The 19,915-nt window shown below is 65.0% G+C and carries 15 protein-coding genes and 1 pseudogene; 7 read left to right on the top strand and 9 right to left on the bottom strand.

Annotation, left to right across the window (positions count from 1 at the left end):
• Positions 1-31: 31 nt before the first annotated feature.
• The 3 genes and pseudogenes from BXE_RS33505 to BXE_RS33495 form a co-directional block, all read right to left on the bottom strand.
• Entirely contained in the window at positions 32-1,675 is a 1,644-nt protein-coding gene (locus tag BXE_RS33505; RefSeq protein WP_011492566.1) for an FGGY-family carbohydrate kinase, read from the bottom strand.
• Positions 1,676-1,748: 73 nt separating this feature from the next.
• A pseudogene (locus BXE_RS33500) lies at positions 1,749-2,583 on the bottom strand (helix-turn-helix domain-containing protein).
• Between the two features lie 124 nt (positions 2,584-2,707).
• Positions 2,708-3,568 (bottom strand): alpha/beta fold hydrolase, encoded by an 861-nt coding sequence (locus BXE_RS33495; RefSeq protein ID WP_011492564.1) that lies wholly within the window; start codon positions 3,566-3,568, stop codon positions 2,708-2,710.
• Between the two features lie 127 nt (positions 3,569-3,695).
• Here BXE_RS33495 and BXE_RS33490 point away from each other — a divergent pair, with 127 nt between their 5' ends.
• The 6 genes from BXE_RS33490 to BXE_RS33465 all read left to right on the top strand — a co-directional run bounded on the left by BXE_RS33490 (position 3,696) and on the right by BXE_RS33465 (position 11,072).
• Positions 3,696-4,517, top strand: a complete 822-nt coding sequence (locus tag BXE_RS33490; protein WP_171912226.1) for a LysR substrate-binding domain-containing protein — start codon at positions 3,696-3,698, stop codon at positions 4,515-4,517.
• Positions 4,518-4,728: 211 nt separating this feature from the next.
• Positions 4,729-5,139: a nuclear transport factor 2 family protein gene (locus tag BXE_RS33485; RefSeq protein WP_011492562.1), complete on the top strand. Its 411-nt coding sequence runs from the start codon at positions 4,729-4,731 to the stop codon at positions 5,137-5,139.
• A gap of 13 nt (positions 5,140-5,152) precedes the next feature.
• On the top strand, positions 5,153-6,571 hold the full coding sequence (locus BXE_RS33480) for an NAD(P)/FAD-dependent oxidoreductase (protein WP_011492561.1): 1,419 nt from the start codon (positions 5,153-5,155) through the stop codon (positions 6,569-6,571).
• Between the two features lie 248 nt (positions 6,572-6,819).
• Complete coding sequence (locus BXE_RS33475; RefSeq protein WP_040124466.1) at positions 6,820-8,250, top strand: amino acid permease; 1,431 nt, start codon at positions 6,820-6,822, stop codon at positions 8,248-8,250.
• 111 nt (positions 8,251-8,361) lie between these two features.
• Positions 8,362-9,351 (top strand): AAA family ATPase, encoded by a 990-nt coding sequence (locus tag BXE_RS33470; RefSeq protein WP_011492559.1) that lies wholly within the window; start codon positions 8,362-8,364, stop codon positions 9,349-9,351.
• Positions 9,348-11,072 carry a cobaltochelatase CobT-related protein gene (locus BXE_RS33465; RefSeq protein ID WP_011492558.1) on the top strand — a complete coding sequence of 575 codons (1,725 nt, stop codon included), beginning with the start codon at positions 9,348-9,350 and terminating at the stop codon, positions 11,070-11,072. Before BXE_RS33470 ends, BXE_RS33465 begins: the two co-directional genes overlap by 4 nt.
• Positions 11,073-11,093: 21 nt before the next feature.
• Here the strand turns inward: BXE_RS33465 and BXE_RS33460 are convergent, their stop codons facing one another.
• The 6 genes from BXE_RS33460 to tauA form a co-directional block, all read right to left on the bottom strand.
• Entirely contained in the window at positions 11,094-11,855 is a 762-nt protein-coding gene (locus BXE_RS33460) for a sulfite exporter TauE/SafE family protein (protein WP_011492557.1), read from the bottom strand.
• On the bottom strand, positions 11,852-12,889 hold the full coding sequence (gene pta / locus BXE_RS33455; protein WP_011492556.1) for a phosphate acetyltransferase: 1,038 nt from the start codon (positions 12,887-12,889) through the stop codon (positions 11,852-11,854). The genes BXE_RS33460 and pta overlap by 4 nt, the downstream gene beginning before the upstream one ends.
• A 142-nt stretch (positions 12,890-13,031) precedes the next feature.
• Positions 13,032-14,864: a sulfoacetaldehyde acetyltransferase gene (xsc, locus tag BXE_RS33450; protein ID WP_011492555.1), complete on the bottom strand. Its 1,833-nt coding sequence runs from the start codon at positions 14,862-14,864 to the stop codon at positions 13,032-13,034.
• A 411-nt stretch (positions 14,865-15,275) separates the two neighbouring features.
• Positions 15,276-16,196, bottom strand: a complete 921-nt coding sequence (locus BXE_RS33445; protein WP_011492554.1) for an ABC transporter permease subunit — start codon at positions 16,194-16,196, stop codon at positions 15,276-15,278.
• Positions 16,189-17,004, bottom strand: coding sequence for a taurine ABC transporter ATP-binding protein (locus BXE_RS33440; RefSeq protein WP_011492553.1), 816 nt, complete (start codon positions 17,002-17,004; stop codon positions 16,189-16,191). The genes BXE_RS33445 and BXE_RS33440 overlap by 8 nt, the downstream gene beginning before the upstream one ends.
• A gap of 32 nt (positions 17,005-17,036) precedes the next feature.
• Positions 17,037-18,095, bottom strand: coding sequence for a taurine ABC transporter substrate-binding protein (gene tauA, locus BXE_RS33435; RefSeq protein ID WP_040124469.1), 1,059 nt, complete (start codon positions 18,093-18,095; stop codon positions 17,037-17,039).
• A gap of 286 nt (positions 18,096-18,381) precedes the next feature.
• Between tauA and BXE_RS33430 the strand changes: the two genes are divergently transcribed.
• The gene (locus BXE_RS33430; RefSeq protein WP_011492551.1) at positions 18,382-19,908 is read left to right on the top strand and encodes a PLP-dependent aminotransferase family protein; all 1,527 of its coding nucleotides are present in this window, start codon (positions 18,382-18,384) and stop codon (positions 19,906-19,908) included.
• Positions 19,909-19,915 lie beyond the last annotated feature (7 nt).

Genomic DNA, 19,915 nt, shown 5'->3' with positions numbered 1-19,915 from the left:
CAACGCGGCGCCGTCCTCGCCGTGACCAGGTCTAGCGGATTTCTCTGGCCACGCTTTGCAACTTCAGGAAGGCGCGATACCGTGCCTCGTGCAGCCCCGCGATCTTGCCGGTGTCCGGTTGGTAGGTTTTGCTGATCTGCGACATTCTGGCCATTGCCGAGCGCACGTCGCCGAACTGGCCGCCGGCCACGCTTCCCAGCATCGCGGCACCGAGCAGCACCGGTTCTTCCGCCTGGGTGGCGAGCACGGGCTTGCCCGTCGCATCCGCGAGCAGTTGCCGAACCAGATCGAGCCGTCCCGCGCCGCCGCTGATCACCACCCGCGCGATCGGCGCACCGGCGTTCGCCTGCGCTTCGATGATCTGCCGAAGCCCGTAACCGACACTGCAAATGCCGGCAATGTAGAGCGCGACCAGGCTGTCCAGATCGTCTTCCATGCCGAGACCCGCAATCACGGCTCGGGCGTGCGGGTCGGCCAGCGGAGCACGATTGCCCAGAAACTCCGGGACCACATGCAGACCGTCGGCGAGCACTGCCGCTTCCGACAGACTGTCCGCCGCCTGCACGGCGAGGGCGGCGAGCATTGCCGGCAACGACTGGCCTTCGTGTTCCGCGCGGCGCTTTGCGTCGGCGGCCGCGGGATGCATCGCGAGCAGCCGTTCGATCGCCGCGCCCGCTACCGATTGACCACCCTCGTTGAGCCACGCATCCGGCACCATCGCCGAAAAGTACGGTCCCCACACGCCGGGCACGAAGACCGGACTGCGGGTCGTGGTCATCGTGCACGACGAGGTGCCGAACACGTAGGCGAGGCAGGCCTCGGGATCGCCATCGGCGCCGACCGTGCCGATGCCGCCGGCATGGGCGTCGATCACGCCCGTGGCGACCGGCGTGCCGGTGCGCAGGCCGAGCTGCGCGGCGGCGTCCGCGGTCAGTCCGCTTCCGAGCGGCGTACCCGGATCGACGACCGTTTGACCGATGCGCGCGAAGGCTTCGTCGGCCAGCACACCAAGGCCGACGCTGCGAAAGTAGCTCTCGTCCCAGCGCCGCTCGTGCGCGAGATAGGTCCACTTGCAGGTGACCGTGCAGGTCGATCGGGACAGGTCGCCGGTTGCGCGCCAGGTCAGGAAGTCGGTCAGATCGAAGAATTGCCGTGCCGCCGCGAAGACGGCCGGCCTGTTCTCGAGAAGCCACAGCAGCTTCGGCGTCTCCATTTCCGGCGAGATCTTGCCGCCGACATAGTTCAGCACCTCGTGACCCGTCGCGTTGATGCGCTCCGCCTGCGCCACGGCGCGGTGATCCATCCAGACGATGATGTCGCGCTCCGCCTGCTCCGACGGACCCACCGGCAATGGCCGGCCGCCCGCGCCCAGCACGACGAGCGAACAGGTGGCGTCGAAGCCGATGCCGGCGACCTGATCCGGCGACACCGCGGCCTGTGACAGCGCGTCTTTGACGGCATCGCAGACGGCGATCCAGATTTCGCCGCTCGACTGCTCGACAATGGAACCGCTCGCGTGGAACAGCGTGATGTCACGCTTTGCGGACGCCACCATGTGGCCGGCCAGGTCGAACAGGCCGGCGCGGGCACTGCCCGTGCCGACGTCCACGCCGATCACGTAGCGCTCGTCGCGCGCGCTGTGTGCTGCGCCGGAGGTCGGGTGTTCTGAAGTCATAGCTCGCTGTCTGGTTAGGAATAGTGTCGTGCATCGACGGCGGGCCGTACCGGACCCGCGCACCTCGAGCGTTTCACAGATCGACGTTGTTGGGAAGGGCGACGAGATCAGTCGCGCTCGCCGCATTGAGCTGCTGGAAGGCACGCCATCGCGAGGGCGGCATGTTCTTCAGCAACAGGAACTGGCGGTTGAAATTCGAGAGGTTATTGAATCCGACCTGGTAGCAGATATCGGTGATGGTCAACTCACCCGACATCAGCAACTGGCACGCGAGATTGATGCGCAGCCGGTTCACGTACTGTACGAACGGCACGCCGGTGTGGCGGCGGAAGAATCGCGAGAAGGCGCTGATGCTCTGTCCCGCCAGTTCGGCCAATTCCGTTTCGCGCAGCGCTTGCGACAGATTTTTGCCGATGTATGAAAGCACGTGATTGATGCGCGTCTCGGCATAGCGTGCGGGATCGGCACGGTAAGCGGCGCTCGCGAGCTTGATGGGCGCAGCGCTCTGCACGAGCAGATCGAACAGCGCAAGAAACAGCGTGATGCGCCGCATGCCTTGCGCGCCTAGCATCTCGCGCATGATCGGCTCGGCGGCGGCGCCCGTTTCCGGTGAGAACAGCAAACCCCAGCGCGACGCATCGAGCAAGAACTCCACGCGCTTGAGTCCAGGCAGCGCCTGGATGGCGCGCGCGATGAACGGGACATCGCACTGCAGGATCAGGCAGCGTTCATCCACCCGATCGCCGCGCGGTACATTGCTGACCCAGTTGTGCGGCAGGTTCGATCCCACCATCACGAGATTGCCCGGCGCGAAGTTGCCGATGTAATCGCCGACGATAACCATGCGACCAGACCTTGAACGACTCGTCGCGCGGCACGGCGACCCGTTCCAGATCCGGCGGGACGATTTTGGCGCAGCGGGCATGCACGGCGGCACCCACGGCGACGCCGCCTGCGGGAATGGCGGGCGGCGTGCGGCGGGCCGCTGTCCGACGCGGCGTGGTGTGGCGTCGGCAAACGTACGGAAGGAAATCAGAAGCTGACGAATGTGACGAACGCGTGCACGAGCCGGTTGAAAGCGCCGGCATTCGAGACGTTCATGCCATGCGACGCGCCGGCGATGGTTTGCCTCTCAGCATAGCCGATCCATTCTGCGAGCTTCTCGACGTTGTTGCGGAACATGCGGGGACTGCGCTGGCCGTCGATCAGCAAGGTCCGGCATTTCACGTCGCGTGCCACCTCGTGGGAATAGGCGGGCAGGGGATCGCGGAACTGCTTGGGCAGCGTGTCCGCGTTGTCGATTGCCATCGTGCGGAAGGCCGCCGGACTCTTGCGCCAGGATCCGGGTGCGCTCACCGAGTCGACGAACAGCTCCAGTCCCGCGTCGATCTCCCGGCTTTCGATCAGGTCGGCCACGCGTGCGCGCAGCACGTTGGTCGCGCCCGGCAGCGACGCGTCCGGCATGCCTTCGAGCTGCAGCGGGCCGCCCGGGTCCGCGAGCGTCAGCGATTTCACGAGCCGCGGATATTCACGCGCGACATGAAACGCCACGCAGCCGCCGCGCGAATGACCGACCAGATGCACGGGGCCGAGGTTGATCGCCTCGATGAATTCGGCCAGTTCGGCAACATGCGTCTGCCAGCCGAACTCGCCCTGGATGCAAGCCTCGTTGGCCGGCCAGTAGTGGCTCAAGCTCACCGAGATGCAGCGGAAATGCTGCGACAGCGCCGCGGTCTGCGCGCTCCAGTAGCGATAGTCGCAAAGCGAGCCGTGCACGAACACCAGCGGTTCGCCTTCTCCGCACTCGACGTACGGCACGCAGATGCCCGATGCGATGGTCGCAAACGACAGTTCCGCTACGGCAAGCACTGAGAAATCGGTACGGGCATTCATTGACTGGCTCCTTTGCGGTCACTATGCCCGATGTCGCCGTCTTAGAAAATCGCGTAATATTGATTGGATCTATCTACTTTTCTGATACCAGACCCAATTGAAAGCGCTCGACCTGGACGTCATGACCATGATTGTCGCCGTTGCCGACACCGGCAACATCAGCCGGGCGGCGGAAGTCGTGCATCGCTCGCAATCGGCGGTGAGCATGCAGATCAAGACCCTCGAAACCGCGCTCGGCAAGCCGCTGTTCGTGCGCAAGCCGAGAAGCGTGATTCCGACGCAGGACGGCGAAGTGCTGCTGACTTACGCTCGCCGCATGCTCGCCTTGCGCGACGAGGCGTGGGCTGCGGTGGTCCGGCCGGACGTGACCGGGCGCGTGAGTATCGGCGTGCCGGACGACTACGCTTCGTCGCTGTTGCCGCCCATTCTGAAGAAATTTTCCGCCAGCTATCCGAAGGTGGAGATTCAGGTTGTCGGTTTGCCGAGCGTCGCACTGGCGCCGATGGTGAAAGACGGTTCGGTCGATCTGGTGTGCGCGACGCGAGTCAAGGGTTTGTCGGGCGAGTTCATCCGGCTCGAACCGATGGAATGGGCGGCGGCGCCGAGCGCCGATGAAATCTGGCGCGAGCGGCCGCTGCCGATCGCCGTGTTTCTGCCGGGCAGCGTCGCGCGCGAGAACGCGATCCGCAGCCTCGAACGCGCGAAGATTCCCTATCGGACCTCGTATGAAAGTCCGAGTCTGCTCGGTCTGCTGTCAATGGCCGAAGCCGGGCTGGCCATCGTGCCGCTCGCGCGCTGCGCGGTTCCGGCGCACTTCACGCTGCTCGGGCGTGCGCACGGATTGCCCGAGATCCCCGCGCTCGAAATGGTGCTGGCGCGCAGCAGCGCTTCGAAGCGTCCGCCGTGCGATTTTCTGGCGGAGAAGATCGTCTCCGAACTGCGGCGCTAGGTTTCGGCGGCTCGCCGCGCTGTCCGTGTCATGTGCCGGTTCCAGCGGCCTCGAGCGCGGCTACCGTGCCGCGTTTCTATTTGCTGCACCAGGCGAAAGCACGGCACTGGACCTACCGGCCGGATACCCCCCTGCCTACAATTTCCTCACGGATCGCCAGCCGATGGCGGCGTCTCATGCCTTATCGAAAGTCATCCAGGAGGAGAGAGCAATGGCTCAAACACAGACCCCACTGCAGCATGTCACGGCCGACACGCTGGCCGCGTTTTCCGATGCGTTCAACCGTCATGACGCTCACGCGTTGATGGCCTTCATGACGGAAGATTGCGTATTCGATGCAGCAGGCGGTCCGGAAGTCTTCGGCACGCGCTTCGTGGGCCGCGAGGCCACGCGCGCGGCGTTCGAAGCGGTGTTCCAGACCTTTCCCGATGCACATTGGGGCAAGGGCCGCCACTACGTGAGCGGCGAACGCGGCGTGTCGGAGTGGGTATTCACCGGAACGCACGCGGAGGGCTGGCGTATCGAGGCGGAAGGTTGCGACCTGTTCGAGTTTCGCGACGGCCTCATCGCGGTGAAGCGCGCTTTCCGCAAGGAGCGTCCGAAGCAGAACCTCGCACGCTGACCGGGAGCTTCACATGGAGCACAGTGAAATCGAACGCGTCGCGCAAGGCATGCTGCCGTCCGGCCGCGATGACGATACGCGCTACGATCCGGCGTACGACCCGCTGGTGTCGCCAGGCCCCGGCTGGGGCAAGCAATACGCGCCCACCTACTGGGTCGCGACCGCGGGCACGCCGCCCGAAGACGACGGCCCGATCACGGCCGACGTCGACGTGGACGTGGCGATCATCGGCGGCGGCTACACCGGCCTCGCCACCGCGCTTTGCCTCGCGCGGGAGCACGGCATCAAGGCGGTCGTGCTGGAAGCCAACAAGACGAGCTGGGGTTGCAGCAGCCGCAACGGCGGGCAAGGTCAGAACGCCTCGGGCCGGCTGTCGCGTTCCCAATGGATCGAGCGCTGGGGTAAAGACGTCGCATTGAAAATGCACGATGAAATTCAGGAAGGGTTCGATAACTTCAAGTCGCTGATCGCGCAGATCGATTGCGATCCGCAACCGGGCGGCCACTTTCTGATTGCGCACCGCCCGCGCATCATGCAGAAGCTGGCAGCCGAGGCGAAGGTGTGGAAAGACGTGTTCGGCTACCCGTCCGAACTGATCGACAAGCGCACGCTCCAGCGCGACTATGTCAACGACGCCGAGGCGGCCGGGGCGCTTCACGAGCCGGAGGGCATCGGCATTCATGCGCTGAAGCTCGCGTTCGGCTACCTGCGGCTTGCCCGCGAAGCGGGCGCCAGGGTGCATCCGGCGAGCCCCGTGCTCGGCTGGGAAACCATCAACGGCGTGCATCATTTGCGTACGCCCGGCGGCACCGTGCGTGCGCGTGCGGTCGGCATCGCGACCGGTGCGTACACGGCGCAAACGCTGCACGCTTCGCTGCGCAGCCGCATCATGCCGATCCTGTCGAATTCGATGGTCACGCGCCCGCTCACGAAACAGGAAATCGCCGCGTGCAACTTTCGCACGACCCAGGTGCTCACCGATACGCGCACGTTGCGCTTCTACTATCGCTTCCTGCCGGACAACCGTTTGCAGATCGGCAGCCGTTCCGCGATCACCGGCGCCGACGCGCCGAATTCGCGCCACTACGATCTGCTGGTGGAAGGCATGGTCCGCAAGTTTCCCGCCTTGCGCGGCGTGACGATCGACTATTCATGGTGGGGCTGGGTGGACGTCAGCCACGACATGATGCCGCGCGTGTATCAGCCGGATCCCATGCAGACGGTCTACTACGCGCTCGGCTACGGCGGCAACGGCGTGTCGTATTCGCAGCAGGCCGGCCGCCGGCTCGCCGAACGCATTGCCGGAAAGGGCGCGAAGCAGACCTTGCCGATCTTCACGTCGCCTTTGCCCGGACATCCGTTCGCGCCGTTCCGGCGAATCGGCCAGCGGATGCTGTATCAACTCTATTTTCGCCGCGACGAGAAACCCTGACGCGGCGCGCGGCACGCAGCCGGTTGCCCGCGCGGCATGCCGCGCGCGGTTCGGATAAGGCCGACCGCATGGGGCAAACGGTGCACGCTTGCACCATGCGCCCGCGTCGTGCGGTACGTCATAACAAATCTATCTGGCGAGACGCGGAAGCGTCCTCGCCCCATCCGGTATTGAAGACGTCGTGACCCCGGCGGCTGCGCAGGCAGACCGGCCCGGCTCGCGAGCGGATGATGGAACGTGGAGGTGACATGCAGCGATCTACAGAGACAACGGAATTGAAGGCGGGCCTCAAGCAGCGCCACATGACGATGATCGCCCTCGGCGGCGTGATCGGCGCGGGGCTCTTCGTGGGCAGCGGGGTGGTCGTGCAGCAGGCCGGCCCCGCGGCGGTGTTGTCGTTTCTGATTACCGGCGCGCTGGTGGTGCTGGTTATGCGGATGCTCGGCGAAATGGCCTGCGCGATGCCGGCCGTCGGCTCGTTCTATGAATACGCGCGGCTCGCGTTCGGCGGCAAACGCGCCTGCGGCAATCTGGCCGGCTTTCTGACCGGCTGGATGTACTGGTATTTCTGGGTCATCGTCGTGGCGGTGGAGGCCGTCGCGGGGGCGAAACTGGTGCAGTTCTGGTTGCCCGATGTCCCCGCGTGGGCGATCAGTCTCGTATTGCTCGTGACGCTCACTGCAACCAACCTGGTCTCGGTCGGCAGTTACGGTGAATTCGAGTTCTGGTTCGCGTCGATCAAGGTCGCGGCGATCATGGTGTTTCTGTTTCTCGGCAGCATGTACGTGCTGGGACTGTGGCCCGCGTCGAAGCACGTCACGGAGGTGCTGCCGACGCTGTTCTCACACGGCGGCCTGATGCCCAAAGGAATCGGACCGGTACTGAGCGGCGCGGTCGCCGCCACGGGTTTTTACTTCGGAGCGGAAATCGTCACCATTGCGGCAGCCGAGGCACAGGAGCCCGCGAAGGCCGTCGCCAGGGCGACCAACTCGGTGATCACGCGCGTGCTGGTTTTTTACGTGGGCTCGATCCTGCTCGTCGTCGCGCTCGTGCCGTGGAACTCGCCGAAGATGGCGACGCCGTATGTGAGCGCGCTCGACGCAATGGGTATTCCCGCCGCCGCCAGCGTCATGAACGCCATCGTGCTCACCGCGGTGCTGTCGGCGCTCAATTCGGGACTCTATGCGGCGTCGCGGATGATCTTCGCGCTGACCCGCCACGGCGACGCGCCCGCCGCGCTCGCCAGGGTCAACCGGCGTGGCGTGCCGGTGCGCGCGATTCTGATCGGCACCGTATTCGGCTATGCGTCGGTCGTAATGTCGTATGTCTCGCCGGATACGGTGTTCGCGTTTCTCGTGAATTCGTACGGCACGGTGGCGATTTTCGTCTATGTGCTGATTGCGATCTCGCAACTGAAACTGCGGGCCCGGATCGAGCGGGATGCGCCGCAGACACTTCGGGTGAGGATGTGGTGCTATCCGTACCTCACGTGGGTTTCCATTATCGGCATGGTCGGCATTCTGGTTGCGATGGCCTTCATTCCGGAGCAGCGCCAGCCGCTATGGTTCGGGGTCGCGAGTCTGGGCGTGCTGCTGCTCGCCTATCCGCTGCGAGGGCGCCGGAGCGACGCGATGCCCGGCGAGCCGGAGACGGTCGAGTACCGGCATCATCATCGATAAAAAACGAGATGAATTGTATCGAAAAAAGAAAGTGCGTATGATGAACCGGCGAGGCCGCGCCGCCTGACCGGGCGTCGGCCACCGTCGTGGCGAAGTGCGGAGGAGACCGTAGTGACCGATATCGTGACAGGCAAACCGGACCGGATGGTCGCGGTGCGCACGCTGTTTGGCATCGATTCAGGCTTGATGGTGCCGGCCTTTAGCGAACGCGATGACCACGTTCCGGAAATCGACGAGGCGTACCGCTTCAATCCTGAAGTGACGCTGGCCATTCTCGCCGGCTTCATGCGCGAGCGCCGCGTGATGGTGCAGGGCCTGCACGGCACGGGCAAATCGACTCACATCGAACAGGTCGCGGCCCGGCTCAACTGGCCGTGCGTGCGTGTGAATCTGGACGGGCATATCAGCCGTCTCGACCTGGTGGGCAAAGACGCCATCATCGTGCGCGACGACCTGCAGGTCACGGAGTTCCAGGAAGGCATCGTGCCCTGGGCGCTGCAACGGCCTATGGCGCTGATCTTCGACGAATACGACGCCGGCCGTCCCGACGTGATGTTCGTGATCCAGCGCATTCTTGAGCGCGACGGCAAATTCACGCTGCTCGATCAGAATCGCGTGATTCATCCGCATCCTTATTTCCGGCTGTTCGCCACGACCAATACGGTCGGGCTCGGTAATCTGAACGGGATGTACCACGGCACGCAGTTGTTGAATCACGCGCAGATGGACCGCTGGAACGTCGTGGCCACGCTCAACTACCTGCCGCGCGCCGAGGAAGCCGGCATCGTGCTGGCGCGTGTGCCGCAGCTTGCCGACGAGGCCGGCCGCGCGCTGCTCGAGTCGATGATCAGCGTCGCGGAACTGACGCGCAAAGGCTTTGCCGCCGGCGATCTGTCCACGCTGATGTCGCCGCGCACGGTGATCGACTGGGCGGAGAACTGCCAGATTTTCCGCGATCCGGGCATGGCGTTTCGCCTGACCTTCGTCAACAAATGCGACGAGGCCGAACGGCCCATCGTGGCCGAGTATTTCCAGCGCTGCTTCGACAGGGAGCTGGACAGCGTGGCGGAGCGCGCCGCGCGCCCGACGGCGGCGCCATGACCGCAGCGCCGCGGCAGGCCACCCGCCGCGCGGAGCAGCGTCAGAACCTGTGCGCGGCGACGGTGCGCGCGTTGACCGGGGACGCCGCGCTGCATTACCGTGGCGGCCGTCTGTACCGCGGCTTGCGGCCGCTGCCTTTTCATGCGCCGCATTTGCGCACGGACGCGCAGCTCGACGACCTGGTTTCCCTGCGCGGCGCGGCGGACGGCGCCGCGTTGCGCGTCACCCATTCCGATGCCGCTCTCCATGCGAGCTTGTGTCCCGCTGAACCGTTCGAACGACTCCTGTTCGAACTGTTCGAGCAGTTGCGTTGCGAAGCGCTCGCGCCCGTCGGCATGCCGGGGCTTGCGCAGAATTTGCGCCGCCGCTTCGAAACCTGGTCGCGCTCTTTCCATCGTGCCGGACTGGCCGACGGGCATCTCGGCATTCTGCTTTACACGGTGGCCCAGATCGTCTGGTCACGCCTGTCGGGCTGGCCCGTGCTGGAAGAGACGGAAGGCCTGATCGAAGCCACCCGCGCCGCGGTCACGCCGAGCCTGGGCGTGCCGCTGGCGGGGTTGCGCCGGCATCGAACGGAGCAGGGCGAGTTCGCGGTTCATGCGCTCGAACTGGCCCGGCTCGTCAGCCAGATGATGCGTGACGCCCGTGCGCAGTCTGTCGAAGAAGACGGGCAGGCGCCGGAAGACGACGAAGCCGTGCGCGCCATGTTCGCGCTCTGGTTCGATACCGACGAAGGCGAGCAGGTCGACATGGGTCTCGCCGCCACCGGCGACAGCCGTGTTCTGCGCGACGCCGGGCATCGCTACCTCGCGTACACCACGCGCTACGACCGCGAGCTGGCGCCGGGCTCGCGGATCCGGAGCGAACTGCTTGCCGGCTATCGCGACCAGCTCGACAAGCGGATCGCCGCGCAACGCATCAACGTGCCGCGGCTCGCGTATGCGCTGAAGGCGGCGCTCGCGGTGCCGCAACGCGATGGCTGGTCGTTCGGCGAGGAGCACGGCCGTATCGACGGGCGGCGTCTCGCGCAACTGGTCAGTTCGCCGGCCGAGCGGCGTCTGTTCCTGCTCGAACGGCACACGCCGCTCGCGGATTGCGTGGTGAGCTTTCTCATCGATTGTTCGGGGTCCATGCGAACGTATATCGAGCCGGTGGCGATGCTGGTCGATGTGCTCACGCGCGCGCTCGATCAGGCCGGTGTGGCGAGCGAGGTGCTGGGTTTCTCGACCGGCGCATGGAACGGCGGCCGCGCCCGGCTCGACTGGCTGGCCGCCGGCCGGCCGCATCATCCGGGCCGGCTCAACGAAATCGCCCATCTCGTCTTCAAGGATGCCGCGACGAGCTGGCGGCGCGCTCGCGCCGACATTGCCGCGTTGTTCAAGGCCGATCTGTTCCGCGAGGGCGTGGACGGCGAAGCGGTCGACTGGGCCTGCACGCGGCTGCGGGCGCGTGGCGAGGCGCGGCGCATCCTCGTCGTGATCTCGGACGGCAGTCCGATGGACAGCGCGACCGCCCAGGTCAACGACAGCTACTACCTCGACAATCACCTGAAACAGGTGGTAGCGCGCAACGAAGCCGCACGCGACGTCGAATTGCTCGGCCTTGGCGTCGGACTCGATCTCAGTCCGTACTACCGCCGTTGTCTTGCCGTCGATCTGTCCGCGCCGCCTGACATGGCGCTGTTCGGCGAACTCGCCGGATGGATCGGCGCGCGCCGGTAGCGTGGCTGTCAGGCCCGCGCGTCAGCGGAGCAACTGCTGCAACGCCTGCAGAATCAGCGAGGCGCCGATCACCACCAGAATCGCGTACGCGATGCGGCGCGTCGTCGCCCCCGACAGCGGCGGCGGATACTGCCGCGCCACCATCGTCATGAGCGCGACTACCGGCACGGCGAACGCGGCCTGCATCCAGAGATCGGCGTCGAGTTGGCCCTGATACGCGCAGAACAGCGTACGCGTGATCGAGCTCACCGTGAAAATCAGAATCAGCGCGTAGCGGATCTGCATGAGCGAGAGCGGCTGACGATAGAACTGAAAAATCAACGGCGGCCCGGATACGCCGAACATGCCGCTCAGCAGACCGCCGAACAGTCCGCTGATGAAGAAACTGCGATCGCCGGAACGGCGCGCAAGCGGGGCCGGGCGCAGTGCCGCGCTCAGGCCGCCGTACAACACCACGGCGCCCAGCAGCAGTTGCAACACGCTGGACGCCGCATGGCCCAGCAGATTCAGGACAAGCACGCCCGCCACCACGGAGGGCAGCACGCCGAGCGTGGCGGCCGCTACCGCGCGCCAGTCGATGTGATGAAATTTGCCGGGCAGCGCGGTCGCGCTATTGGCGAGTGTCACGAGGCTGAGCAAGGCGGCGAGACTCGTCACCGGCGCCAGCTGGAGGCCGCTGGCCGCGCCGATGACGATCATGTTGAGGCCGAAGCCCGTAATGGTTTGAAAATAACTCGCCACACCCATCAGTGCGAGCAGAGGCAGCAACTTCTGAACGATCATGAATGGGACGGTGTGAGGAGAGCGTCGGGATGCGTGAGCGCGGCCTGCGCCTGAACCGCGGTGACGGCGATCACGTAGTAGATGTCGTCGGCGCTGCAGCCGCGCGACAGGTCGTTGGCCGGCTTGCGCAAGCCTTGCAGCAAGGGGCCGATCGCCTTCGCGCCGCCGATCCGCTCGGCCAGCTTGTAGCCGATGTTGCCGGCTTCCAGGCTCGGAAACACCAGCACGTTGGCGTGGCCTTCCACCTGCGAGTGTTTGACCTTGCGCAGCGCGATTTCGGAGACGATCGCCGCGTCGAGTTGCACGTCGCCGTCGATCGCGAGATGCGGGCGGCGTTCCTGCACCATGTGGGTCGCGTTGACCACTTTGTCGACGGCCGCGTGGTGGGCGCTGCCGCTCGTCGAAAACGACAGCATCGCCACGCGCGGTTCGTCCATCAGCAGGCTTTTCGCGCTGTCCGCGGCGGCGATTGCAATCTCCGCGAGTTGGCCTGCATCCGGTTCCACCACCAGTGCGCAGTCGGAAAAGATCAGGCCGCCTTTGAGCGTGTGGAACGGCTCGCACAGCATCATCAGAAAGAAGCTCGACACGAGCTTGAACGAAGGCGCGATACCGATGATCTGGAGCGCGGTGCGCACGACCTCGGCGGTGGTGTTGACCGCACCGGACACGGAACCGTCCGCGTGGCCGAGACGCACCATCAGGTTCGCGAAGCAGAGCGGGTTGAGGATTTCGCGCTGCGCCTGTTCTGGCGTCATGCCTTTGTTGCCGCGCAGTGCGAACAGTTCGTCGGCATAAGACGCTGCGAGCGCCGACGCGGCGGGGTCCACCAGCTCCATCCCGGACAGATCGACGTCGAAGCGGGCCGCCGCCTCGCGAATGCGCGCGGCGTCGCCCGCGAGCAGAATCCGGGCAATGCCTTCGTGGCTCGCGCGTTGCGCCGCCTGCAACACGCGCGGATCCTCGGCCTCGCTCAGCACGATGCGCATCGGCGAACGGCGCGCTTGTTCAATGATGCGGTTGATGGCTTTCATGGCAATGGCCGATCGAGGAGGGCGCGAGACTCGCAACAAAGCAGCCGGAGACAGAGCGCCCGGCAAGGCACGCCCTGTTTCCGGGCAGTGGGCGCTGCGGGCTCCGTGCGCCTGGGTACGGAGCCCGCCGGCGCCTGAACGCTCAGACGTAGTCCTTGTACTTGTCGAGCATGCGCACGGGCTTGGAGAGTGCGTCCCGGCGGAACGGATCGCCCAGTTCACGGGTGCACATGATCTCGATGATCGTGGTCTTGCCGCGGTTCATCTGCGCGTCGATCGCACGCTTGAGCGCGGGGCCGACGTCTTCCAGGCGATCCACCACGACGCCCTCGGCGCCCATCGCGCGCGCAATGGCCGCGAAGCTCTGGTTATCAAGCTCGCCCGCCACGAAGCGGCGATTGTAGAAGTCCACCTGGTTCTTTTTCTCGGCGCCCCACTGGCGGTTATGGAACACCACCGCCGTCACCGGAATGTTGTGGCGCACGCAGGTCATGGTTTCCATCAGGCTCATGCCCCATGCGCCGTCACCCGCATACGAAACGGCCGGACGGTGCGGCGCCGCGACCTTGGCGCCGATGATGGTCGGAAACGCGTAGCCGCAATTGCCCCAGCTCATCGCCGCGAAGAAGCTGCGCGGCTTGTTGAAGCGCAGATAGCTGTTGGCCACCGAGTTGATGTTGCCGATGTCGGTCGACACCATCACGTCTTCCGGCATGGCCTTTTCCAGTTCGCGCAGCACCTGGCGCGGATGAAGATAGGCGCCGCCGCCGGGCGTGCGCTCGTGCTTCTGTTCCTCGATCATGTCGAGGCTGTAGGCGTCGCGTTCGTGCGTCCACTCGTCGAGCTCTTTCTCCCACGCCGCTTTTTCGGCAGCGATCTGAGCGCCGCGTTCCTCGCGCGTGGCGTCGCTTGCAATCGTGCGTCCGGCGAGGCGTTCGGTCAGTGCGACAGCGGCGGCCTTCGCGTCGCCGCAGATGCCCACCGAGATTTTCTTCACGAGGCCGAGCATCTTGTGATCGGCGTCGATCTGGATGATCTTCGCATTGGTCGGCCAGTAGTCGAGGCCGTGCTGCGGCAGCGTGCCGAACGGTCCGAGACGCGAGCCGAGCGCGATCACGACGTCGGCGCGCGAGAGCAGCTTCATTGCCGCCTTCGAGCCTTGATAGCCGAGCGGGCCGCACCACAGCGGATGATTGGCCGGGAAGGAATCGTTGTGCAGGTAGCTGTTGACGACCGGCGCGTTCAGACGTTCGGCGAGCGCCTTGCACTCTTCGATCGCATCGGCCATCACCACGCCGCCGCCGGAAATGATCACCGGAAATCTGGCTTGCGCGAGCAGCTCGGCCGCTTCGTTCAGGCGCTGCTCACCGCCCGCGCCGCGATCGAGACGCTGCGGCTGCGGGATTTCCACTTTGACCTGGCCGTAGAAGTAATCGCGCGGGATATTGAGCTGGGTCGGTCCCATCTCCGCCATTGCGCGGTCGAAGCAGCGGCCCGTGAATTCCGCCATGCGCGCCGGATGGGTCACATGGCCCTGGTACTTGGTGAACTCCTGGAACATGGGCAGTTGTTTGGCTTCCTGGAAGCCGCCGAGACCGATGCCCATCGTGCCGGCTTCCGGCGTGACGATCACCACCGGGCTGTGCGCCCAATAGGCCGCCGCGATCGCCGTGACGCAGTTGCTGATGCCCGGGCCGTTCTGGCCGATCACCACGCCGTGGCGTCCCGACACGCGCGAGTAGCCGTCGGCCATGTGACCGGCGCCTTGCTCGTGCACCACCGGAATCAGGCGGATGCCGGCGGGCGCAAAAATGTCCATCGCGTCCATGAATGCGGAGCCCATGATGCCGAACATATCGGTCACGCCGTTGGCCGCCAGGGTTTCGACAAATGCCTCCGATGGCGTCATGGCCTGCGGGCCGCTGACACGGTTCTCAGCGGTGGCGTCGCGCGGGGAAGGATTCTGCTCGCTCATGGGGTGTCTCCGATTCTTCGAAATAAGTGGAACAAAAAATACCGAAAAATGCTTGGTGTCTAAAATGTAGGGCAGGTGTTTCTGCGCGTCAACCTAAATTCAAATAAATGGAACGATTTGTATCAAAAATGAATCGGTCAGTGCGGATGTGCCGGCGCTTGCGGAGTCGCGACGGGCGCAGAAACGCTTCCGCTTTTGACGATGGCGTTCACATGGCCCCTGACTGGATCGACGCTCGTGGAAGGTAAATGTCTTACCGTTGCGACCGATATTGCCGTTGGGCGCGGCAGCGGGGTAGAGCCAGCGCGGGGGAGTCGCTGAGTCCAGCGCGGTGTCGCCCGCGACGCGAGGCGAAAGAAGAAAGAAGAAAGGGCCCGAAGGCCCTTGCTGGTAAAAAACGGCGATGCGCGCTCAGACCTTCCCTTTCCAGGGCACCAGCACGCGTTCGATATACCGCATCAGCAGATCGAAGCAGAGCGCGAAGAAGCCGATCACGATGATCCCCATGATCACGACATCGCTGGCCAGAAATTCCGCCGCGTTGAGCACCATGAAGCCGAGGCCGCTGGTCGACGCGACCATTTCGGCGGCCACCAGCGTGGTCCAGCCGACGCCGATGCCGATTCTCATGCCGGTAAAGATCTCCGGCATCGCCGACTTGAGGATCACGTACAACACGACTTGTGTGCGCGAGGCGCCCATCGAATACGCGGCGTGAATCTGTTCGATCGAAACCGAACGCACGCCGGCTCGGGCCGCGATGGCGAGCGGCGCGAAAATGGCGAGGTAAATCAGCAGCACCTTCGAAAATTCGCCGATGCCGAACCAGATGATGATGAGCGGCAAATAGGCGAGAGGCGGCAGCGGCCGGTAGAACTCGATCGGCGGATCGAATGCGCCGCGCGCGAAGCGCGACACGCCCATCATCACGCCGACGGGTATCGCGCTCAGGCAGGCGAGCAGGAATGCGCCGAAGACCCGCAGCAGGCTGATTCCCGTGTGCTGCGCGAGCGTGGAATTGGCAAAGCCTTCCGTGGCGACAAAGATGAACTTCGCGTAGACGGCCTGCGGCGACGGCAGAAACAGCGGCTTGATCCAGTGCAGGTTGGTGGCCGCGAACCACAGCCCGATGAATGCGGCCACGGTGACGAGGCTCGTGGCGACGCTGCTGCCTTGCCCCGGCACGCCGAACGTGTCGCCGGGCCGGGCGGGTTTCTTCGCGAGCATGCGGGGCCCGCGGCCCGGGCGGCGCGGCGGCCGGACCGGCGTGTTCGTCTGCATGGGTGCGGCCTCGCCGGGCAGAACGGCCTGAGCGGATTTTGAACTAAACATGAGCGACTCCGGCCCCGGCGGCATGCATCTTCTCGTCGCCGTAGATGATGTTGAGGACGCGCTCGCGCATTGCGATGAAATCGGGACTCGATTTGATCGCCCGTGCGTCGCGCGTTTCGAGAAAACGGCGATTGAAGTCCAGATCGTAGGTGTGGGTGATACGGCCGGGACGCGGCGACATCACGATCAGGCGGCTCGCGAGGAACAGCGCTTCCTCCACGCTGTGCGTGATAAAGAAAAACATCTTGCTGGTCTTCTTCCAGACATCGAGCAGCAGTTCCTGAATGGTTTCGCGGGTCAGCGCGTCGAGCGCGGCCATCGGCTCGTCCATCAGCAGCATCGCCGGATCGCAGGTGAGCGCGCGGGCAATGCCGACGCGCTGCTGCATCCCGCCCGAGAGCTGATAGATCATGTGCTTGTGGAAATCCTGCAGGCCGACGAGCGCCAGGTTGCGCACGGCAATGTCACGCCGCTGCGCGCGCGGCACGCCTTGCAGTTTGAGACCGAATTCCGCGTTGTCGATCACGTTGAGCCACGGCAACAGCGCATGTTTCTGGAACACCACGCCACGATCCGCGCCCGGTCCCGCAATGGGTTCGCCGCCGAGCAGCAGTTCGCCCCGGCTCGGCGCGATGAAGCCGGCCATTAGCGATAGCAGCGTGGTCTTGCCGCATCCGGACGCGCCCAGCGCGACCACGAAGTCGCCTGAGCGGATCGTCAGGTTGATGTCGTCGAGCGCCTGGACGGTCTGGCCGGGACCGCGCCCCGGAAACACCACGCTCACGTTCCTGACAGTCATGTTTTCCATTTTGCCTCCCGATCCCGTGGATCACGGTTACGTCATTTGAGTTTCGCGGCGGCTTCGGCGTAGGCCGGCGTGACGAATTTCGAATAGTCGGGCAAGACAGTGCCGATCTGCTTCTGGCTCTTCAGGAACTCCGAAGTGTCCTTCAGCGCGAGCGCGGCGCGGCTCGCCGTACCGCCGCCCAGCCATTGCGCGGATGCCTGCTCGCCGAGCGTGGGGAACGCATAGAGCGACAGGGACGCCGGCACGTCAGCCGCCGAGCCGCCGATCATCTTCGCGATGGCCGCGGCTTGCGGCGACGTCGCATTCCATTGCGACGGATTGCTGCGGTATTGCTGGTCGGCCTCGGCGATTGCCTTGACGAGTCTCGCCATGAAGTCCTTGTGATCCTCGCCCCATTTGCGATCGACCGCAATGCCGTCGAAGGTCGGCTTGCCGAGCTTCGAGAGATCGCCGGACGTGATCAGCACCTTGCCGCTTTTCTTCAGTTCGGCGAGCGCCGGATCCCACACATAGGCCGCGTCGATGTCGCCGCGCGACCAGGCCGCGACGATCTGATTGGGCTGCATGTTGAGGATCTTCAGGTCAGACGGATTGATGCCCCAGTGCTGCAGCGCGAACATGGTGTGATAGTGGGTGGTCGAAACGAACGGTACGCCGATGGTCTTGCCCTTCAGGTCCGCCGGCTTCGTGATGCCGGAGCCGTTGCGCACCACCATCGCTTCGGCCTGGTTGATGTTGTCGAGAATCCAGAAAAGCTGCAGATCGAGGCCTTGACTCACGGCGGCGGCGAGCGGACTCGAACCGATCACGCCGACCTTGACGTCGCCGGATGCCAGCGCGGTCGCGACCTTCGCCCCGGATTCGAATTGCCGCCAGTTGATCTTGTAGCCGGTGGCCTTTTCGATGGACCCGTTCGCGATGCCGACTACCCACGGATCGACGATCTGCTGATAGGCGATCGTGACTTCCTTGTCTTGCGCATGGCTTGGGGTCGTCGCGAAACTCGCCGTGGCGGCGAAAACCAGCGACAGGACGCAGCGTGCCGTCCATTGGAACCACGGCCGTGATGTCGGATTTTTATGGCGTTTCATAATAGGTCTCAAAAGTGGCTGTCTGTGGAGCATGGAAGTCGTGGGGCCACGACCGGTGCTTGTCCCGATCGCCTTGCACGGGGTGAGTCGAGTATCGTCAGTAAAAAATAGAGCAAGTTAGTGCCAGACGGCGCCGATCGTTGAGTCCACATCGGCGCTCGGGGACCGCTCGGGAACCGCCTGGAAGTCGCTCTGGCCGGCCCGCGTCATGACCGCGCTCGCGCCGGGCGGCCGTTTCGCCCGGCGCCGCGCAGGCTGGCGTGGTCTGTTCACCTGAGGAGGAAGCATGTCTAGCCGTACAGCGACGGCCCTTTGGACGCAGCGTTTTCAGCGTCCGCGCGACTCGAACATGAGCCTGCAAGGCCAGATTCGCCAGATGCTGGTGGCCGCGATTCTGGACGGCCAACTGCCGCCGCAAACCGCGTTGCCGTCCAGCCGGGAATTGGCCGATCAGTTGAGCGTCGCGAGAAATACGGTCGTGCTGGCGTACCAGCAACTCGTGGAAGAGGGCTATCTGATTTCGCGCGAACGCAGCGGGCACTTCGTCAATCCGGCCATGCTGGAGGGCCGCCACGGCTTCAGGCCGATGCAGACGGTCCCCGTCCGCGAGCACGAAGCGGCGCCCACGCGGCCCGATTGGGCGCAGCGCGTGCAACGGCGGCCGTCCGCGCAGCGCAATATCGTCAAGCCGGGCAACTGGCAGGACTACGAATATCCATTTGTCTACGGGCAGTTCGACCAGTCGCTGTTCCCGACCAACGACTGGCGCGAATGCTGCATGAAGGCGCTTTCGGTGATGGAGATCCGCAACTGGGCGCCGGATCTGATCGGCCGCGACGACGACACGCTGATCCAGCAGATCCGCACGCGCGTGCTGCCACGGCGCGGCGTGTTTGCGATGCCGGACGAGATCGTCATCACGATCGGCTGTCAGCAGGCGTTATATCTGGTCGCCGATCTGCTGGCGCGCGAGCGCACCACGGTGGGATTCGAGAACCCCGGCTATCCGGACGCCCGCAATATCTTCGAGAACCGCAATGCGCGACTGGTGCCGCTGCCGGTGGACGAGGGCGGCGTGCGGCCCGTCGAGGACGCGCAGCTGTTTGCCCAATGCGATTACGTCTACGTGACGCCGAGTCACCAGTGCCCGAGCACCGCCACCATGCCGATCGATCGCCGGCATGCGCTGCTCGAACTCGCGCAGGAGCATGACTTCGTGCTGATCGAGGACGACTACGAAAGCGAGAACAACTTTTCGGGCCTGCCGCATCCGGCGCTCAAGAGTCTGGACAAGGCGGACCGCGTGATCTACATCGGCAGTCTGTCGAAGACCTTCGCGCCCGGCTTGCGGCTCGGCTATATCGTGGGGCCGCGCGAACTGGTGCATGAGTTGCGCGCGCTGCGCCGCCTGATGGTGCGGCATCCGGCGGCGTACATCCAGCGTGCGTTCGCGACGTTTCTCGCGCTCGGTCATCACGACGCGTTGCTGCGCAGACTGGCCCACGCGTACCGCGAACGCGCGCTGGCGCTGACGGCGGCGCTGGACAGGTACATGCCGCAAGCGCGCTATATTCCGGTTACGGGCGGGGCGTCGTGCTGGGTGGAAGGCCCGCCCTGGCTCGACGCCGGGCGCCTGGCCGCCGACGCCGAACAGCACGGCATCCTGATCGAGCTGGGCAGCGTGTTCTTCATGAACGGACTGGAGCAGAACCACTGCTTCCGCATGGGCTTCTCGGCGATCAGGCTCGACAGGATCGACGCCGGCGTACGGCTGCTGGCCGAACTCGTGCGCAAGCAGAAGCCGGCGCTATGAGCGCGCG

This window comes from Paraburkholderia xenovorans LB400 (assembly GCF_000013645.1).
In the GTDB taxonomy this organism is placed as follows: Bacteria; Pseudomonadota; Gammaproteobacteria; order Burkholderiales; family Burkholderiaceae; genus Paraburkholderia; species Paraburkholderia xenovorans.
This window is presented reverse-complemented; position numbering and strand designations above follow the sequence as displayed.